At 44.2% G+C, this 17,165-nt stretch carries 20 protein-coding genes, 1 pseudogene and 1 riboswitch; of the genes and pseudogenes, 12 read left to right on the forward strand and 9 right to left on the reverse strand.

The features are described 5' to 3' along the window. A partial coding sequence (locus AB4154_RS12585) for a hypothetical protein (RefSeq protein WP_372123200.1) occupies nt 1-223 on the forward strand: 223 nt, incomplete at its 5' end. 135 nt (nt 224-358) lie between these two features. Here the strand turns inward: AB4154_RS12585 and AB4154_RS12590 are convergent. Continuing rightward, nucleotides 359-883, reverse strand: coding sequence for a DUF3087 family protein (locus AB4154_RS12590; protein WP_065584102.1), 525 nt, complete (start codon nt 881-883; stop codon nt 359-361). A 256-nt stretch (nt 884-1,139) separates the two neighbouring features. Here AB4154_RS12590 and trmY point away from each other — a divergent pair, with 256 nt between their 5' ends. Next, complete coding sequence (trmY, locus tag AB4154_RS12595) at nt 1,140-1,739, forward strand: tRNA (pseudouridine(54)-N(1))-methyltransferase TrmY (RefSeq protein WP_017061702.1); 600 nt, start codon at nt 1,140-1,142, stop codon at nt 1,737-1,739. Between the two features lie 100 nt (nt 1,740-1,839). On the opposite strand, the gene AB4154_RS12600 is transcribed toward trmY, so the two are convergent. Further along, nucleotides 1,840-2,940 carry a permease gene (locus AB4154_RS12600; RefSeq protein WP_372123202.1) on the reverse strand — a complete coding sequence of 367 codons (1,101 nt, stop codon included), beginning with the start codon at nt 2,938-2,940 and terminating at the stop codon, nt 1,840-1,842. 234 nt (nt 2,941-3,174) lie between these two features. Between AB4154_RS12600 and AB4154_RS12605 the strand changes: the two genes are divergently transcribed. Together AB4154_RS12605 and AB4154_RS12610 are read left to right on the forward strand one after the other, a co-directional pair. After that, nucleotides 3,175-3,471, forward strand: a complete 297-nt coding sequence (locus tag AB4154_RS12605) for a helix-turn-helix transcriptional regulator (RefSeq protein WP_004733042.1) — start codon at nt 3,175-3,177, stop codon at nt 3,469-3,471. After that, nucleotides 3,455-3,985 (forward strand): annotated as a pseudogene (locus AB4154_RS12610) (sigma-70 family RNA polymerase sigma factor). Before AB4154_RS12605 ends, AB4154_RS12610 begins: the two are co-directional and overlap by 17 nt. Before the next feature lie 120 nt (nt 3,986-4,105). Here the strand turns inward: AB4154_RS12610 and AB4154_RS12615 are convergent. Both AB4154_RS12615 and AB4154_RS12620 read right to left on the reverse strand, forming a co-directional pair. Continuing rightward, nucleotides 4,106-4,720: a YitT family protein gene (locus tag AB4154_RS12615; protein ID WP_017065874.1), complete on the reverse strand. Its 615-nt coding sequence runs from the start codon at nt 4,718-4,720 to the stop codon at nt 4,106-4,108. Between the two features lie 460 nt (nt 4,721-5,180). After that, nucleotides 5,181-5,330: a hypothetical protein gene (locus AB4154_RS12620; RefSeq protein ID WP_017061698.1), complete on the reverse strand. Its 150-nt coding sequence runs from the start codon at nt 5,328-5,330 to the stop codon at nt 5,181-5,183. Between the two features lie 29 nt (nt 5,331-5,359). On the opposite strand from AB4154_RS12620, the gene AB4154_RS12625 reads away from it, so the two are divergent. From AB4154_RS12625 to AB4154_RS12635, 3 genes are all read left to right on the forward strand, one after another. Further along, entirely contained in the window at nt 5,360-6,571 is a 1,212-nt protein-coding gene (locus tag AB4154_RS12625) for an MFS transporter (protein WP_102429223.1), read from the forward strand. Between the two features lie 224 nt (nt 6,572-6,795). After that, nucleotides 6,796-7,521 (forward strand): sulfite exporter TauE/SafE family protein, encoded by a 726-nt coding sequence (locus tag AB4154_RS12630; protein WP_372123204.1) that lies wholly within the window; start codon nt 6,796-6,798, stop codon nt 7,519-7,521. A 64-nt stretch (nt 7,522-7,585) separates the two neighbouring features. Further along, nucleotides 7,586-7,948 (forward strand): MmcQ/YjbR family DNA-binding protein, encoded by a 363-nt coding sequence (locus AB4154_RS12635; RefSeq protein WP_372123206.1) that lies wholly within the window; start codon nt 7,586-7,588, stop codon nt 7,946-7,948. A 53-nt stretch (nt 7,949-8,001) separates the two neighbouring features. Here the strand turns inward: AB4154_RS12635 and AB4154_RS12640 are convergent, their stop codons facing one another. Further along, nucleotides 8,002-8,748 carry a phosphatase PAP2 family protein gene (locus tag AB4154_RS12640; protein WP_372123208.1) on the reverse strand — a complete coding sequence of 249 codons (747 nt, stop codon included), beginning with the start codon at nt 8,746-8,748 and terminating at the stop codon, nt 8,002-8,004. A gap of 373 nt (nt 8,749-9,121) precedes the next feature. After that, a riboswitch (FMN riboswitch) is annotated at nt 9,122-9,272 on the forward strand. A gap of 185 nt (nt 9,273-9,457) precedes the next feature. Between AB4154_RS12640 and ribB the strand changes: the two genes are divergently transcribed. Both ribB and AB4154_RS12650 read left to right on the forward strand, forming a co-directional pair. Beyond that, nucleotides 9,458-10,114, forward strand: coding sequence for a 3,4-dihydroxy-2-butanone-4-phosphate synthase (gene ribB, locus AB4154_RS12645; RefSeq protein ID WP_017054827.1), 657 nt, complete (start codon nt 9,458-9,460; stop codon nt 10,112-10,114). A 338-nt stretch (nt 10,115-10,452) separates the two neighbouring features. Further along, complete coding sequence (locus AB4154_RS12650) at nt 10,453-11,301, forward strand: hypothetical protein (protein ID WP_136982933.1); 849 nt, start codon at nt 10,453-10,455, stop codon at nt 11,299-11,301. 106 nt (nt 11,302-11,407) lie between these two features. On the opposite strand, the gene AB4154_RS12655 is transcribed toward AB4154_RS12650, so the two are convergent. Beyond that, a complete protein-coding gene (locus AB4154_RS12655) occupies nt 11,408-12,328 on the reverse strand; it encodes a LysR substrate-binding domain-containing protein (RefSeq protein WP_372123210.1) in 921 nt (306 codons plus the stop codon). A 154-nt stretch (nt 12,329-12,482) separates the two neighbouring features. Between AB4154_RS12655 and AB4154_RS12660 the strand changes: the two genes are divergently transcribed. Then, complete coding sequence (locus AB4154_RS12660) at nt 12,483-13,121, forward strand: NAD(P)-dependent oxidoreductase (RefSeq protein WP_372123212.1); 639 nt, start codon at nt 12,483-12,485, stop codon at nt 13,119-13,121. A 76-nt stretch (nt 13,122-13,197) separates the two neighbouring features. Here the strand turns inward: AB4154_RS12660 and AB4154_RS12665 are convergent, their stop codons facing one another. Both AB4154_RS12665 and AB4154_RS12670 read right to left on the reverse strand, forming a co-directional pair. Further along, the gene (locus AB4154_RS12665; RefSeq protein WP_372123214.1) at nt 13,198-13,851 is read right to left on the reverse strand and encodes a cupin domain-containing protein; all 654 of its coding nucleotides are present in this window, start codon (nt 13,849-13,851) and stop codon (nt 13,198-13,200) included. Nucleotides 13,852-14,009: 158 nt separating this feature from the next. Continuing rightward, the gene (locus AB4154_RS12670) at nt 14,010-14,777 is read right to left on the reverse strand and encodes an SDR family NAD(P)-dependent oxidoreductase (protein WP_372123216.1); all 768 of its coding nucleotides are present in this window, start codon (nt 14,775-14,777) and stop codon (nt 14,010-14,012) included. A 105-nt stretch (nt 14,778-14,882) separates the two neighbouring features. On the opposite strand from AB4154_RS12670, the gene AB4154_RS12675 reads away from it, so the two are divergent. After that, a complete protein-coding gene (locus tag AB4154_RS12675; protein WP_004741127.1) occupies nt 14,883-15,221 on the forward strand; it encodes a helix-turn-helix domain-containing protein in 339 nt (112 codons plus the stop codon). Between the two features lie 47 nt (nt 15,222-15,268). Here AB4154_RS12675 and AB4154_RS12680 read toward each other — a convergent pair whose 3' ends face one another. Then, a complete protein-coding gene (locus AB4154_RS12680; protein ID WP_372123218.1) occupies nt 15,269-16,174 on the reverse strand; it encodes a LysR substrate-binding domain-containing protein in 906 nt (301 codons plus the stop codon). Nucleotides 16,175-16,384: 210 nt separating this feature from the next. Between AB4154_RS12680 and AB4154_RS12685 the strand changes: the two genes are divergently transcribed. Beyond that, nucleotides 16,385-17,104 (forward strand): SDR family oxidoreductase, encoded by a 720-nt coding sequence (locus tag AB4154_RS12685; protein WP_004733012.1) that lies wholly within the window; start codon nt 16,385-16,387, stop codon nt 17,102-17,104. The last annotated feature ends 61 nt before the right edge of the window (nt 17,105-17,165 follow it).

Raw genomic sequence — 17,165 nt, forward strand, 5'->3', positions numbered from 1 at the left:
ACGTTTTGATATTCATCAACGAGTGCCCACACAGATTGATAGGTTTAAATTGTTAAAGAGCTTTGCTTGTCGAAACTTTCTTTTTACAAAGAAACCCTTGAAAGCGGACGTGAATTCTAGCGATTTAATCTTAAGTGTCAAACACTTTTTAAAATTAATTTCTTTCGAACTTTCCGTCTTACTGATTACCGCTGAAGCCTTATGGCATCTGCCGTGTCAGTGAGGCGGCATTATAGAGATCATCGAAAACATGGCAACCCCTTTTTTGATAAAAATTCAAAAAACTTGCTTAAGTGGCTACTTTTACGTCAAAAGGCTCTTTCGTAGCTCAAAGCTCATACAATAATGGGTGTATTACTTAAAACTTTGCGATTAGATCTTTCGAAAAAGCCTCTATATCTAGCTCAATGCTCCATTTCTCACTCACTTCTAGGATGTTATCTAGCGATTGCTGAACTGTTTTTATCGTCAATGTGTTGTTGTCTAGGTCGTATACCTGTTTTTGCGTGGTGTAATAGAAATAAAGGATGGTCAGCGCGTCTCGGTCGCCTTGCTCAGCTTTGGGTTGAATACGCTTGAGCTTACGATAGATTTGATTATGGATTTGTTTAAGGTTCCATACATAAAGCGCTTCTTTGAAGTAATCATGCCCTTTCACACGGCTCGCGATAAATGCATTCAATGCGACTGATAAGATCACACCTAATACGTTCAAGTGGAAATTACCTGTCGATTCGCCTGCGATTGATTGCCCTGAACCGAATAGCTCGATCAGTATGGTTCCGAATACAATGGCGAACACTGCGAGTGACCCAACCAACGAAACCAACAGCAGGTTCATCTTCTTTCTATATTCTTCTTTATTGATCTTCTGTAACTTCATCGACTACTTCCTTATGTAAGTCACCTAATAATTTGCGCATACTATCTACGTAAACATTGGGTCGCTTCAACCCTTACCATCTTGTAATGTGGTCATTCTCTATTTAATACGCAGAGTTCTTCTGGTTGGCGCTATACGCAACTCTATTTGACTTCATTAATAGAAAAGAGTTACATACCGCCACAATTTTGGTTATTCATCAATTCATGTTGATAAAGCCCGTTTCGCTTTATCACATACTGACAAGGTACATTCCATGCGTTCATTTGTATTACGCGCTCGCGCAGCCCCTACAGAGAGCAAACTTATCTTAGAAGGTGTTGGGCAAGATGCTCATACTGAGATTCTGGCTCATACTCTGATGAACACGATCTTCGTTGCTCAATCTCACCGTGAGAATGTCACCGTACACCTTGTATTAGAAAGTACTAAAGACTTTTCACGTACGATCACTTTCGATTCAAATGAGATCACCAACATTGGTGGCTTTCATGAATCGGCATTGTTATCAGCGGTAGTAAGAGCGGTTGATGCTTCTCAAGGTATGACCAAAGAGCAGACTCGTCAGGTTGAACCGGGAATCGTCGTTCGCACTATGAGCTTTGAAAAACTAGTCAAAGAACTGGCTGAAGACCACCAGCTATACATGATGGATAAGAAAGGTGACTTTATCCGTGATGCAGAGATTGCTGAAAACCCATGTTTCCTTCTTACTGATCACATCCCTATGCCGAAGAAAAGCTACAACAGCTTAAAGCGCTTAGGGACAGAAAAAATCAGCTTAGGCCCGAACATGCTGTTTGCTTCTCAGTGCGTTGTATTGATCAATAATGAGCTGGATATTCGCGGTTTCTAGCCCCCGGACTGATAAGCTAAACAAAAAAGAGCTCAACTAAGTGAGCTCTTTTATTATCTATCTCTTGGTATCGAGGGTGTTATCTCACAATCAAGCCTGATTAACCAAAGATGAAGCTGTATAGGAAGCCTGCACCCATCGCCATGCTTAGGATAACGAATAGGAATGCTGCAATCATTTGGTTCTTGAAGATTGATTTAAGCAGGATAACTTCCGTCAAACTTGCACCTGCACTACCAATGATCAATGCCATTACTGAACCCAACGCCATACCTTTCTGTACTAGAGCTGCACTTAATGGGATTACCGCTTCAGCACGAATGTACAGTGGAATACCAATCACGGCAGCTACTGGAATCGCATACCACATACCTTCACCAGCGTACTGTGCAATTAGGTCTGTAGGAATGAAGCCGTAGATGAATGAACCAATCGCGATACCCATCATTAGGTAAAGGAAAACTTGTTTGAAGTCTTTCCAAGTTGAGAACCAAATTCTCATCCAACGACTAGGTTCTTTCTTCTCTACGATTTCAGCTGTTGCGCTTCCATCCGCTGAACAGCATGAAACCGTTACTTGTGGCTCTTCTTTTTTAGAATCGCAGCAAGATGTCTCTTTCGCCATTACGGGTGCAGGTTCGCCACATGCACTTGTACCACATGAAGATTCTGCTTTAACCGGTGCTGCTTTCTTAGGAGCAGAGTCACCACAGCTAGTGCCACAGCTTGAAGCTGAACCTGTTGATTCATACGCTTCAGGTTTTACGTAACGCTCAAAGCCAAGCTTCTCAAGTGCGTAACCAGCCACTACAGACACCGTCATTGCTACAAGGAAGTAGAACACAGCAACTTGCCAACCGAAGGTAATCACAAACAAACCAATGATCACTGGGTTCAATAGTGGGCTACCAAATAGGAACACCATCATTGGACCGAAACCCGCTCTTGCACGCAGCAATCCTTTTAAGAAAGGAATGGTCGAACATGAACAGAAAGGTGTAATTGCACCCAGTAGTGCTGCTACTACATAACCCTTACCATTACGTGAGCTCAGGATAGATTGAATCTTTTCTGGTGTAAGGAACTCTTGAAGAATCCCAACAATGTAGCTGATCGCTAAGAAAAGGATAATTAGCTCTACTGCTAACAAAGCGAACATATCAAGTGCGTCTTTCAGCATTGTTAACATTTCATTGCTCATAATTAACTCCAAACTGGATTGAAGGTCGGGCTCTATGAGAAAAGTAACCAACCCTTAATTTCGAATATTCTCGAATTATAGAAATAAACAGCTCCAGAACAAGCATTATTTCGATAAAAAATCGAAATGATTTTCGAAAACACAGTTTTTCAATAACTTACACAGACACCGTTTTTAAATTTGAATTCGACATACATTTCGACTAACATCGAAATTAAATCTTGAGGAGTTAATATGAACTTAGAAGTCGTTGCGAAAGCACTTAAAGAGTTGGGGCACCCTATTCGCCTAACCATTTATAAGAGTGTCGTTAAAGCTGGCTACCAAGGCATTGCAGTTGGCGGCCTACAAGAAGAGCTAGGCATTCCCGGTTCTACCTTGTCTCACCACATATCAAGCTTGGCGTCTGCGGGCCTAATCAGCCAAAGACGAGAAGGAAGAACTCTATTCTGCGTGGCGGAGTATGAGTGCCTAGAAGGTGTGATTGATTTCTTACAAGACGAATGTTGCGTAAATGAACAGTGCAACTAATGCACCTTTGAAGCTCGAACAAGTCTGGGCCGAGTATCAGCAAGCATTAAAGTCATTCCTGCATTCAAAGGTCAACAACTCTGCGGATGTAGACGACTTGCTCCAAGATATCTTGATTAAGACCTAGTTAGCCAACAACACCATTATCGACTTCTACCGTAAGCATGCACGCCAACAACGTGATAGCCAAATTGATGCTGAAGATCTGTGGTTTACCGATTTAGACCACGACTCTGAATTTAAGCAGAAACTTTCATTGTGTATTGAACCTTTTATTCAGGCATTGCCAGAACAAAGTTCATCGCTACTGCTTGCGGTCGACATCAAAGGCCAAAGCCAAAAAGAGATCGCAGAAGCGCAGAACGTCAGCTATTCAACGGTTAAATCCCGCGTGCAAAAAAGCCGTGCTGATCTTAAGAACCTGTTTGAAGAGTGTTGTAACTTGTCCCTTGATCAACAAGGCAATGTGATTGATTGCGAGCTTAAGCCGAACGCCAGCTGCGGCAAGTGTTAATCGTTACATCGAATCCGTTATTTCAATAGAACAAAGCCAGCAATTAATGCTGGCTTTGTTGTTTTCATAATCTGCAAATCACTCTTTACTTAAGCAAATCTAGAGCTTGAGCGAACCGAACTATGCTGCTTCCGCTTTTACCACAGGTTGATAGCGCCCCGGTTTATGATTCATTGCTAGAATCAAGTTGGTGACTATCGCACCAAGCACAGACAGAAGAACCAATGACACATCAACAATGAACAGAGAAAGCACAACAATCGTGCAGTCTAATGCCATCTGAACCTTACCTGCTCGAATTCCAAAACGTTCTTGTAAGAACAACGCCAGAATGTTGAAGCCACCTAAGCTCATCTTGTGACGGAAAATCACCAGCATGCCGGTACCAATCAAGCCACCACCAAGTAAAGCTGCATACAATGCATGAATTTCGGCAATTTGAATCACGTGATACAAGTGATCCACGGCGAACGAAACAATCGAAACCGCGATAAACGTATTGATTGTGAAGCGCCAGCCCATACGAGCAACCGACAAAATATAGAAAGGTAAGTTAAGTGCGAAGAATACTTGGCCAAAGCTCAAATCTGTTACTTTGGTAATGAAGATCGCTAGACCAGCCGTGCCCCCGGTGAGCAAACCGACTTGGTTGAAAAAGATAACGCCGAGTGAAACCAATGCGCTACCTAAGATCAGTGCCAGTAAGTTTTCGCGAAGATTATGATCTTTATCCATGTGAATGACTCTCCCTGAATCTTTTAACATCGCGTTTCAGTAGTCTTGAAACGATTTATGCCCAAATTTACGATGTTTGACAGATAAGTCGAGTGAACGAGCAATGTGGCTTAGTGATTAGTTTGTATATTAGTTTTTACAGATTTGTGAAACTTTAAATTAAACAGCTAGTTATAAGCCTTAATTTAGACTTTCATTCTTAATTAGATACTTGTTTCTATTAACTAACGAGCTTCAAGTTTTCTTATTTATTGAGCGCGTTTTATACCAATTCCAATCAAGCGACAATCTATGCATAAAACGCATAGACTACATCACAAATGGTCATTTGATACATACCCGACTCATCACTATGATGCGCGACTTCTTACAACATTGAGCGCATGTCAACACCGTATGTTTTCACAATCTCTTTTTGCCCAACTTGCCAGAATGACGTTATTCCTCGTCATTAGTTTGGTTATTGTGCATCACAGTCAGCCATTGATTGATCTCTTGGCTCAGCATGCCGTAAGCAGTGGTTGCCACCAGCAGTCAGGGCATGATCATTCTGGGCACGAACATCACCATGAGATGACTGACCAACACATGTCAGCGCAAGACCACTCACATCACCACCATTAATTTAAGAGTATTAGAATGAGCATTTTCCGTTTTCCTTTACTGGTATGGCTAGGGATAGGCACACTTATTATCAGTCTAGGGATCAGACAATCATTCGGCATTTTCATGATGCCAATTTCAGAGCATTTCGGCACGGGTCGAGAGTTTTTCAGCTTCTCTATTGCTCTACAAAACTTATTGTTCGGTGTGTTCCAACCTTTTGTTGGTATGGCCGCTGACAAATGGGGAGCAAGACGCATCATTATTGCTGGCGCATGTGCTTACGGTTTGGGTTTACTTCTTACCTCAATTTCTACCGAATCGAGCATGCTTTACGTTTCGTTAGGCGCACTGGTTGGTCTTGGCTTGAGTGCGACAAGTTACGTGATCGTGCTTGGCGCAGTAGCGAAAGTTGTACCAGCAGAGCACGCGGCTAAGGCGTTTGGCTTAACCACGGCTGCAGGTTCATTTGGTATGTTCGCGGTAATTCCGGGCGCACAATACATGCTGAATGAATTTGACTGGCAGAGTGCGATGCAAGTGTTTGGCGTACTGTGTTGTTTGATGATCTCTTTTGCGCTGTTCATGCGAGCGCCTAAAGCAGCCTCAAACAAACAAGCGCAAGCTGAAGAGAACCAAACACTCAAAGAAGCGTTGTCTGAAGCGTTTGCTCACAAAGGTTACTGGTTGATTCACGCGGGCTTCTTCGTGTGCGGTTTCCACGTAATGTTTATCGCAACGCACTTACCGAGCTATTTAGCAGATAAAGACCTACCCGCGAGCAGCGCTGCAATGGCACTGGCTTACGTTGGCATCTTCAACATCTTCGGGTCTTACTTCTGGGGTGTAATGGGCGACAAGTTCAGCAAACGCCACGTTATGTCTGCACTGTACTTAGTGCGTACTGTGGTTATCGGTGCGTTTGTTACTCTGCCTGTGACTGAATCAACCGCGGCTATCTTCGGTGCGGCAATTGGATTCTGTTGGTTGGGTACGGTTCCGCTAACGTCTGGCTTAGTACGTCAGATCTTCGGTGCCCGTTACCTATCAACGTTGTACGGTTTGGTGTTCTTTACTCACCAAGTGGGTAGCTTCTTAGGCGCTTGGGTGGGTGGTCGTATATACGATTACTACGGTTCTTACGAGCCAATCTGGTGGTCAACGGTGGTACTGGCATTTGCAGCAGCACTTATCCATTTACCAATCAATGACAAGCCGATTGAGCGAGTGAAATTGGCAATGGCTTAACGTTTTATGCTGACTCCCCCACTAGCGTAAACAACAAGTCGTTCCAATAAAGCGAGTGAGTATTGAAAGGAAGCATCCTGAGATACTCACTCGCTTTTTTGTTGGTCGCGATAATAGAAACTATAACTAGCGAAACTGGCATAAAGCTCACTGAATAATAAGACTATTCTCTTGGTTTTCATTTATAGTATCCACCCGCTCCTTTAAAACTAATCCGCAGGCTTATGGAATACATGGATCAGACTGCCCTTATCGCAATGGCACTTATTTTTGTCGGCTCATTTGTGCAAACCGCAATCGGCTTTGGTTTGGCCATTGTTGCAGCTCCACTGCTGTTTTTGGTCTCTCCTGATTATGTACCTGCACCTATCTGTTTAATCGGTCTGTTTATCTCGTTATTCAACGCTTTTAAACATCGAGCAAATATCTCTATTGGCGGATTAAAAATCGCATTGCTGGGCCGCATTCCGGGGTCACTGGCAGGTGGCGCTTTGTTAGTGATGGTTTCAACGAGCGTGTTATCACTATGGTTGGGCTTATTGGTTGTATTCGCCGTGATTGTTAGCTTACTGCCGTTTAGGTTAGAACCGACGCCTGCCAAAATGGGTATCGCGGGATTCTTCTCAGGCTTCTTCGGTACCAGCTCTGGTATTGGTGGGCCGCCAATGGCACTCCTACTTCAACACCAAGATGCCAATCAACTTCGTGGTAACCTATCTGCGTTTTTTGTGTTTAGTTCTATCATTTCATTACTGGTACAGATCCCAATTGGCTTCTTCACGATGCACCATTTGATCATCACAATCCCGCTACTTCCTGCCGCTTGGTTGGGTTACAAGGTAGCGTTATTGACGACGCAAAGCATTCCTAAAGAGAAGATACGTATCGGCTCTTTGTTACTATGTTCTATCAGCGGCTTCACTGCTATTTGGCAAGGCTTAGCTAGCTAGAAGCAGAAACATCGATAAAACAACAAACACACAGATCCACCACCAAATTATGAAAGGGCGTTCTATGACATACGACGAGTTCAATGCATTCTGTGAATCACAAGCAGCCACCAGCTACGTGATGCAGTGGAATAACTCGCACGTTTGGAAAGTGGGTGGCAAGGTGTTTGCGATTGGTGGTTGGGGACCGAAAGATGAGCCTGCGTTTATCTTCAAGGCGTCCGATCAGAATTTCGACTTTCTCAAAGAAGAGCCGGGCTATAAACCCGCACCCTACTTTGCTTCACGCGGTATGAAATGGATTCAGCTGTTTGAAAGCACGCCACAAAGGGATGAGGAGCTGAGATACTATCTCATTGAGTCACACCGAATTGTGTCCTTAGGTCTAACCAAAAAGAAGCAAGCAGAGCTAGGGCTCAATCAGTAGCGTTTATTACGTACTGCTAATCTGAGCCCTTCTTTTGCAGTGAGGACGGATCCCTAAGAAGTCTGTTTCAAAAATGCAGGTAAATAGCGTTCTATTTTTTGCTCTGAGATAAGCGGCACCAATAAATAGATCAAACCCGCAAAGGTAATAGATCCGGCTAAGTCTTCTGGTCGATGCATGCCAAGCCAAACACGGCTATAGGCGACACCACCAGCCCAAACCAGTAAACCGCCGACTAGATAAAAGCGTTTCGCCTCTAGGAGAAGACCACCAAAGAACGCCAAACACACACCGACGAAAATCATATGTCCAGATGGGAAAGAGTAGTCAGTTTCACCCAACCAGTGACGCGTTCGCCACTCGCTCACCTTATCTTGTACAGACTCAATCGCAGCATTCTTTTCAACCAATGGTAATTCGTAAAACACTTCCGGCATATCAACCACTTCCTGCGTCACCAAATACTCAGAATAAGGACGAGGGCTCTCAGTGGAATGCTTTAAGAAGGTTTTCGCTGCAAAGCTAAGCACCAACAACAAGCCGAGCTGCAGACAAAGACTGACTAACTTCGCTTTGGAAAACTTCATCGTGAACAATACTAAAGACAAAATCGCTAGTGTTACCAAGAACCCTTGATTGCCCGCAGAGTAAGTCACAAACGTTATAAAAGCACCGTAGAAAGGCAAAACAGCACTTCCAAGGTCGAAGTCAGATCCAAAGATCAAAAAGGGTATGAGGGAATACAAACTTAGAACGAGCAGTAATAAGCCTTTGGATTTGTTAGAGAACAGAGAAGTCATGGCTAAGATCTTTTAGATAAAGTGCTCGGATGCTATCGCAGCTTAGCATCGCCAATATCAATTTTATGTCAAAACGGTCAGTAAGCCGTCATGGTGTAACAATAATCGATTAAAGGGCCTCTTAAGTATTGAGCTGATGAACTGTCACGCCATCACCAATAATCCAGACCATCCACTTGTGTACATATAGACATCAAAACCCACTAAACATAGCCTGCGCACCGCTATACACCACACGCTAAGGTCTGCCGATAAAGTGAACACTTACCGGATTATAAGGCCAGAATCTGAAAAACTTTGCTGTCAGTCCTTTAAATCCACTATCGAAAGGATTACCATCTGGTCTGCTTTCAAAGCAAAACAAATTATTAATTTTTATTCTCAGGGCGGGGCGAAATTCCCCACCGGCGGTATGTCCTTAGCAAAATCTAAAGATAAGCCCGCGAGCGCTCGATTCGTCGAGGTCAGCAGATCTGGTGAGATGCCAGAGCCGACGGTTATAGTCCGGATGAGAGAGAATGGAAACACACTCGTTTAAGTTGGAAAGGCGCACCTATCTATTGGGTTGATGCCTCCAACTCAGACGGGTGCATTTCGTTTTGGATAAAACCATAATGAGCTAAAGCCTCTTGTAATGAGTAGGCTTTGTCGTGCTCGGTTGAGATCCCTCATACAGCCCTGATTCTGGTGATATTTTAGGAGTTTAACCATGAATCAGTCTTCACTACTTGCCGAATTTGGCGAACCAATCACTCGCGTTGAAAACGCACTGCAAGCTCTGCGCGAAGGTCGTGGCGTACTTCTACTTGACGATGAAGATCGTGAGAACGAAGGCGACATCATCTACTCAGTAGAACACCTAACCAATGCTCAAATGGCGCTTATGATCCGCGAATGCAGTGGAATTGTGTGCCTATGTCTAACCGACGAGCAAGCAAACCAACTTGAACTTCCACCTATGGTTGTTGATAACAACAGCGCAAACCAAACTGCGTTCACCGTCACTATCGAAGCAAAAGTTGGCGTAACAACAGGTGTTTCTGCCGCTGACCGTGTAACAACGATCAAGACAGCTGCAAACCCAACAGCTAAGCCTACTGACCTTGCTCGCCCTGGCCACGTATTCCCATTACGTGCTCGTAAAGGTGGCGTACTTGCTCGCCGCGGCCACACAGAAGGTACTGTGGATCTTATGCAAATGGCTGGTCTTCAATCGGCAGGCGTACTATGTGAAGTAACCAACCCAGACGGCACAATGGCAAAAGCGCCAGAGATCGTTGCTTTCGGCAAACTTCACAACATGCCAGTACTGACCATTGAAGATATGGTTATGTACCGCACTGAGTTCGACCTTAAGCTTGCGTAACGTTTAGTGCTAAACGCTTAGCTCTTAAGCTAACGAAACTCAGAAATGAACATTGAAAGGTCTCACTCTTACTGCTTTTTCTAGTTAAAAGTATATAAAGGGTGAGGCCTTCTTCATTTCCTACACTGAAATCTAAGTTCCATCTCATCGCCCACGACTAACCTCTCAAAAAATCCTGCAAAATATGAGAAACATTCACTAGAATGGTGAAGTCATGCACCATCATTGATCATCCATAATTACAGGGAAATCATAAGCAACTGAAATATAACACTTATTTATTTTGGCACGGTGTCTGCACTACCACTAAGTAGGTATACAAATATTAGGAGTTGAATATGTTTGTAGTTATTTCAGTGGGTTTATCCCTATTAGTACTTGCGGCCCTGTTTCATTTCTCAAGGAAGAGACAAACAGCGCTATCACACAGGTTTGAAACCTTAGTTCTGCTTAGAGAATTATTGTTGTTATCACGCAAACATCGCGCGGCAACGCACTATGCTCTAGCTTATAAGTTGTCTAGCGACTCGATTCGCAAAGTGAACGAGATTTACGACAACATACTTGAGGTATCTGAGCTGCTTCAATCCCATGTGTCGTTTGACAGCCGCCCTATGTATCGCATCTATCACCTCAAGCTCATCGCTATGCACAGCGACTGGCAAAACCGTAGCTTGGTGCGTAACCAATCGATTCATGGCAAAACAATTCGCCATAGCATGTTCTTGATGGATGAAGTAATGATCATCTGGCTAATTCAGTCTGAGCGTGAAGACATGAGCCGTGAGTACCACATGAATTGGCAACAGATCTTAGATTGCATGGAGATCCTGACCAAATTACGAATGTGTATCCCTGATATGGAGAAGCCTGAGGAGTATTTGAGATTCAAATTCTACGCCTCTCAGACACACAGAAAACTCAACCAGTTATCGATTATCTGCCCTCTTAGTAGTGGGTCACCGGTTTGTACGCGAGCGATGCATGCACTCTCAGAGATCGCATCAAGTAACGAAGCGACCCAACCGGCAGATAGTATGTACGAATTAACCAGTGATATCTCTAGCGTCGTGTCGCAAGTTTACGACCAAGTATTATCCGACATTACGAGAAGCTTGTATCAGCCTTTACCAGACGTAAACGAAAAGGTAATAAATACCCGATTATCCGTACACCATTACATGTAAAGACTTCGTGAGAGGAGAGCGTGCTGGAACTCTGAATTATTGAGTTCAAATCCGATATCACCATTGATATCGGATTTTTGTATTTATGGGCTTTTAATTTTTGTCGCTATGTATCATTGCCTATGAAGTTTCTAACATCATCAGACCTGATATCGCTAGCCCAAGCTTGTGCCGCAAAATCAATAAACTGACGAACAACCGGAAGCTGATAGCTGCGAGACAGATACACCGCCCAAAGCACGCTGCTTGGCGAAACAAACTCATCCAATATTCGTATCAATTTGCCATTCGCAATCAGTGGGTTGGCTAAGTCACAAGGTAAACGAACTACCCCTTTCCCGTGCTGTGCGGCACGAGTTAGCACTCCAACATCATTAGCCTTGATAGTGCCAGACACCTCAACCGAATAGTGTTGATTGTCCTTAACAAAATCCCACTTAGAAACATTCAAGTGACGAAAACAATTGTGTTTTCGAAGCGCCTCGACCGTTTCAGGTTCACCATGTTTGTCCAAGTAGGCTTGCGAGGCACACACCACTGAATCAATAACCATTAGCTTTCGTGCAATCAAGCTATCGTCAGGTTGATCGGTATAACGAAGTGCAATATCGATCCTCTCATCCACCAGCTGAGTAAAGCGGTCTGAGGCAAACAGTTCGACCGTGATATTAGGGTGGCGCTCGGTGAACTGCTCGACCACATCCAACAACATATGCTGAGTTAACCCGATGGGGGCTGCAATTCGAATGGTTCCAGAAAGATCATCGGTTTGATTGAGTGACGTAATTTCTAACTCAGCGGTCTCATGGAGGATTTTCTCACAGCGCTGCAGAGCGATTTCCCCTGCCGCCGTCAAGCTCACCTTTCGAGTCGTCCTATGTAATAGCCTCTGCTTCAGCCACCCTTCTATCTCTTGAACATGACGTGAAACCTGCAACCGACTCATGCCCAAATGCTCAGCTGCTTGGGTGAAGCTGGCACAATTCGCAACTTCGACAAAGCTACGCATTGCCGTCAACCTATCCATCACACTTTCTCTTATCCATTGAACCAAGTCTATTAGATAACTATATAGATACAATCTACATCATTTTACGATATTTATCGCAATCTAGTGAGCTATTAGACTGCAATGGCTGTCGAGAAACAGACTCAATAAATTAGATAATTGGAGAAACATTATGAAAATTGCAGTATTAGGCGCATCAGGTTGGATTGGTAGTCACATCGCTCAAGAAGCTCAAGCTCGCGGACATGAAGTTGTTGCTGTTGTAAGAGATGCAAGCCGTGTAGAGATTAGCGATGTTGAGGTTCGTTCATTTGATTTACAAGATGAAGCCGCAAGTCTAGCAAACGCACTATCCGGCGTTGATGCAGTCATTACTTCGATTGGCGGACGTGCTCTGGGTAATCACGACATCGTAAAAAGCACAGCAACTAAGCTGCTTGATACACTACCAAGCATTGGTATCGAACGTCTACTTTGGGTTGGCGGTGCAGGCTCATTAGAAGTAGCACCAAACGTACCGTTAGTGACCGTTCCTGACTTCCCAGCAGATTACAAAAACGAAGCACTAGCACAGGGTGAAGCGCTTGAAGTGTTCAAACAATCTAATGACAAGGTTAACTGGACATTCGTTAGCCCTGCTGCGGAAATCTTCCCGGGCGATAAGCTATCAGCCTACCGCACAGGTGGTGATCAACTGCTCACTGACGAAGATGGCAACAGCAAAATATCCGTCAGCGACTACGCTATCGCGATGATTGATGAACTAGAAGCTGGCAAGTTCCCACGCCAACGTATTGGTGTCGCTTACTAGTCAGCTCACATATAAAAACTAAAAAGCCGCTTGTTCAAAACAATGCGGCTTTCTCATCTTTTTACTGAGCATTCATTTAATCCAATGGCAGATGCCCTGTTTTCACTAGGATAACGGTCTCTTCTTCCACATAAGGAAAATGCTCGCTCATGTGCGGGCTGCGCATCCATGTGTGTTTTGGATACTCGCCATGCTCATCTTTAAAAGTGCCAGACAACACAAAGATCTCTTCACCACCAAAGTGACGATGCGGCTGAAAACGTTCGCCAACGGGCCATTTCACCAAGGCAACATTTTCGTGTTCAAAACCATGCAGTGGCATCACTTGTAAACCACCAATACCCGGAAGCCATTGCGTTTCTTGAGTATTGATACGAACTTGAGTTAAGTCTCTCACATCAAACTGATTAAGCTTAACCAAGATCGTACAGCCATCTTTACTCGATGGAGAGTGCGCACTGCCAGGAGGGTTGCGAATGTAAGTGCCTGCTGGGAAGTCGCCAGTTTCATCTGAGAACACACCGTCTAACACGAAGATCTCTTCTCCTTGCGGATGTGGGTGTTCAGAGAATGAAGATTGAGGATCGTATTTCACCACGCTAGTCGTGTGACCCGATTCTTTCTCTTCTCTTTCTAGGGGCTTACGCCATACCCCTTTGGCAGGGCTCGCAACCCAATCTAGCTTCTCGGTTTCGATAACCAGTCTCTTTGAAAAGTCCATGTTGAACATAATGACGACCTTACTCTAAGTATTGTTTTAATTATTATTGTCTTGCTAATGTCTATTCTACGCGAATAACGAGCTAGGGGGAGACTTCGCTGTTAACTGCTAATTGCTAATTGCTAATTGCTAACAAAGCATCCCCCCATATTGAAAGCTAGGCTTGATTAATTGCGGCCAGCGATCACGCCACCATCAACATCCCAGATTGCGCCCGTTACCCAATCGGCACTGTCAGACAACAAGAAAGAGATGCTGTTTGCGATGTCTTTCGGCAAACCTACTCGACCAATTGGATGGAAAGCATTGAAGCCTTCTAGCGCTTGATCTACTTCTTCCGGTTTAATGAAAGATTCGTAAATTGGCGTTTTAACTACGGCTGGAGACACCGCATTCACACGAATGCTGTGATCCGCAAGCTCCATCGCCATATGCTGTGTTAAAGCGTGTAGACCAGCCTTTGCCATTGAATAAGCAGAAGATGGCGTCGCTTTGATCGCTTGTTTCGCCCACATAGAGCCTACATTTACCACGTTTCCGCCACCGTTTTTGATCATCAACTTGCTGACAGCTTGAGTGATGAAGAAAGTCGCTTTGTTTAGCTGCATGTATTGCTCGTAATCCGATTCTTGGTACTCAATAAACGCTTTAGGGTTAAAGTAACCAGCCGCATTAACAAGGTAACCAATGCCCTCTTCAAGTGACTCTAAATGCGCAATAATATTGGCTACACTCGCATCATCATAAAGATTAGCTTGCCAGCCAGTCGCGCGGCCTAGTGATTGAAGTTCTGACACCGCTTTATCTAACTTAGTTGGGTTATTGCCGACAACCAACACATGGATGTTTTGAGCGACTAACTGCTTCGCTGTTTCAAAGCCCATGCCGCTTGTGCCACCAATTACGACTGCAATACCATTTTTAGTGAAGTTCATTTTGTTATCTCCTAAGTCATGTGAACGTGGTAATCTTAGGCTTTGAACTAACACTATGAATAGTAAGTACAAATCGGTTAGGTAGGTACTTATTGGTACATCTTTATGAAAAATCAGGAAAACTTTTTTTCAAGAAAATCGGCACCAGAGCGTTCCGCTCGTATGGTCGAAACCATCTACGGCTGTAAATGGTCGCTAACGGTTTACCAATTACTGGCAAATGGCATTAATCGCCCCGGTGAAATGGTGCGCTCGGTCGAAGGGTTATCGACCAAAGTATTGAATGAATGCTTGAAGCGAAATGTTGAGTTTGGGATTTTGGATAAGCAGATGTTCAACGAACTCCCACCAAGAGTTGAATATCAAGTGACGCCCTTTGGTGAGAAGTTCTTACTGATTCTGGATCAACTGGAAAGTCTACAAAACGAAATCGACGAGATGTAAGCCCAAGCAAATCCACTCTATTCCAAATAATGGACAGCACGCACTATTTAGCTGACTGGCATTTGCTCAAAACGGCCTTTCACAAAATCAATGAAGGTTCGAATTCGGCTCGGTTGATAGCGGTCTCGATGATAGATCGCTGAAAAGTCCACTTTCGGCACTATCCACTCATTAAACACCTGCTCCAATTGCCCTTCATTGATCTCTTGCAAGCAATAGATGGTTGGTACACGAATAATTCCGTTGCCCGATTTCGCGCCCTGAACTAACACTCGCCCATTCTTACATTGCAGCCTACCCGTGACATGAACATCGACTGTTTTCTTGGTGTCATCCAAAGCTTGAAAGCTCCACTTACGCACAGACCCCGTTAAGCAGTCATGGTGAATGAGATCTTTAGGATGGTTTGGCTTTCCTTTGCGAGCAAAATATTCAGGGCTTGCGAGCGTTCCCATCTCGATGTCCAAAAGCTTTCTCGCGATAAAGCCCGCATCTTCAAGGCTTCCCATACGAAATGCGATATCGAACGCGTCTTCAATCAAGTCGACTCGGTTACTACTGAAATCAAGGCTGATGCTGATGTCTGGGTAGAGTTGCATGAACTCATTGACCAGATCCGCGATGATCACCTCGCCCAGATAACCGCCAACACAGTTTACTTTTATGTCGCCACGTACTTCTTCGACGTCATCCACAGCAGCAATCAAGGCTTGGTCTATATTATCTAAGGCTTGTTCACATCTCGCGTACAGATCTTGCCCTGCGTGAGTCAACCTTAAGGTTCGAGTGGTGCGGATAAACAGTGTCACACCCATCTGCTTTTCTAGGCTGCTCACTTGGCGTGATACGTGGGAACGAGACACATCCAACTCCTCCGCCGCTTTGGTGAAATTACCTAAACGAGCGATCAGCACGAAAGAACGAATATCAGACAGGTTAATTTGATTGAGCATGGCCGCCAGCTTACTAGTGAGGTTATGAGATAGACACTTTTATTGTTGCACCACAGCAACAGTGTTTCAAGTAAAGCGCTATATATCAACAATTCTATTTTCCTTAATATACCTCCATCGCAACGAAGCAACGCAACAAGCACTTGATTCGAATGCACTTAAACAACCCGTCGTAGCCAACCGACGCAATAAAAGTACAGAGGAAATAAAATGAAAAAACTAATCGTAATTACAGGTGCAAGCTCTGGTATTGGTGAAGCAATCGCTCGTCGTCTAAGCGATGAAGGTCACCCTCTGCTACTTTTAGCTCGTCGTGTTGATCGCCTTGAAGCGCTGAATCTACCAAACTCACTGTCAGTAAAAGTAGACGTAACAGACAAAGCGTCTTTTGATGCAGCAATCGCACAAGGTGAAGAGAAGTTTGGCCCTGTAGATGCACTTATCAACAATGCTGGTGCAATGCTTCTTGGTCAAATTGATACTCAAGACGCACAAGAGTGGAAGACAATGTTCGATGTAAACGTGATTGGTCTTCTAAACGGCATGCAATCTGTACTTGCTCCGATGATGGAACGCAACACGGGTACTATCATCAACATCAGCTCTATCGCGGGTAAGAAAACATTCCCAAGCCACGCAGCTTACTGTGGTACTAAATTCGCGGTACACGCTATTTCTGAGAACGTTCGTGAAGAAGTGGCGGCTTCAAATGTTCGTGTTACCACTATCGCACCGGGTGCTGTAGAAACTGAGCTTCTGTCTCACACAACATCTCAAGAGATCAAAGACGGTTACGATTCTTGGAAAGAAGACATGGGTGGCGTATTGGCAGCTGACGATATCGCTCGCGCTGTATCATTCGCTTACCAACAACCACAGAATGTATGTATCCGTGAGATTGCTCTAGCACCAACTAAGCAACAGCCATAGGCCTTTGCCATCGCTAATAAATAAGCGATGAACTAAAAAAGCGCCACGACTTAACAAGTCG

Origin of the sequence: Vibrio sp. 10N.286.51.B11 (genome assembly GCF_041469245.1) — a bacterium.
Classification (GTDB): Bacteria; Pseudomonadota; Gammaproteobacteria; order Enterobacterales; family Vibrionaceae; genus Vibrio; species Vibrio crassostreae_C.